Annotated in this window: 1 protein-coding gene; it reads right to left on the bottom strand. The window is 71.4% G+C overall.

Annotation, left to right across the window (positions count from 1 at the left end; genetic code table 11):
- Positions 1–184: 184 nt before the first annotated feature.
- The gene (locus AC1D15_RS35650; protein ID WP_477829807.1) at positions 185–592 is read right to left on the bottom strand and encodes a group II truncated hemoglobin; all 408 of its coding nucleotides are present in this window, start codon (positions 590–592) and stop codon (positions 185–187) included.
- Positions 593–718: the final 126 nt, after the last annotated feature.

Raw genomic sequence — 718 nt, 5'->3', positions numbered from 1 at the left:
GTACCTGACCGTGACCTGGGTCGGCACCGAGCAGCGCCGCACCCTGGCACAGGACCTGCGCGGCGGCACCGCCACGCTGTCGAGCGCCGACCTGCCGACCGGCGGCAGCTTCGAGCTGGGGCTGTCGGACGGCCTGAACGCGGTGCGGGTCTCGCACACCCGCTGATCGCGACAACAAGGGCGCTCAGACGCCCTTGTTGCGCATCCAGTCCGCGGTCTGGAAGAAGGATTCGCGCAGCCGCGTGATCAGCGCCGGGTCGAGCTCGGTTTCCTGCATCGCCTGGTGCATGCAGGCGAGCCACTGGTCGCGCTCCAGGATGCCGATCGAGAACGGCAGGTGGCGCGCCCGCAGCATCGGGTGGCCGAAGCGCTCCACGTAGTGCTGCGGCCCGCCGAGCCAGCCGCACAGGAACCAGAACAGCTTGTCGCGCGCGGCGTCCAGGCTGGGCCCGTGCGCGGCGCGCAGCGCGGCATAGCCGGGCTCCAGGTCCATCAGGTCGTAGAAGCGGTCGACCAGCGAGYGCACGACGCCCTCGCCACCGACCCATTCGAACGGCGTGGYGGGCTTGGATTCGGGGAGTGCCTCGCTCACGGCGTCGCGAGCCTGGCAGCGATCGCCACGATGGCCTTGGCGGCCTCGCAGCCGGGCAGCGATTCGAGCAGCAGCTGGCGCTTCTGCACCGCCTCGCGCACCGAGGGGTCGATCGGCACCTCGCCC

The organism is Rhizobacter sp. P2_H2, assembly GCF_056403375.1.
Note: the sequence above shows the minus strand (reverse complement) of the source record. Positions and strands in the feature narration are given on the sequence as shown.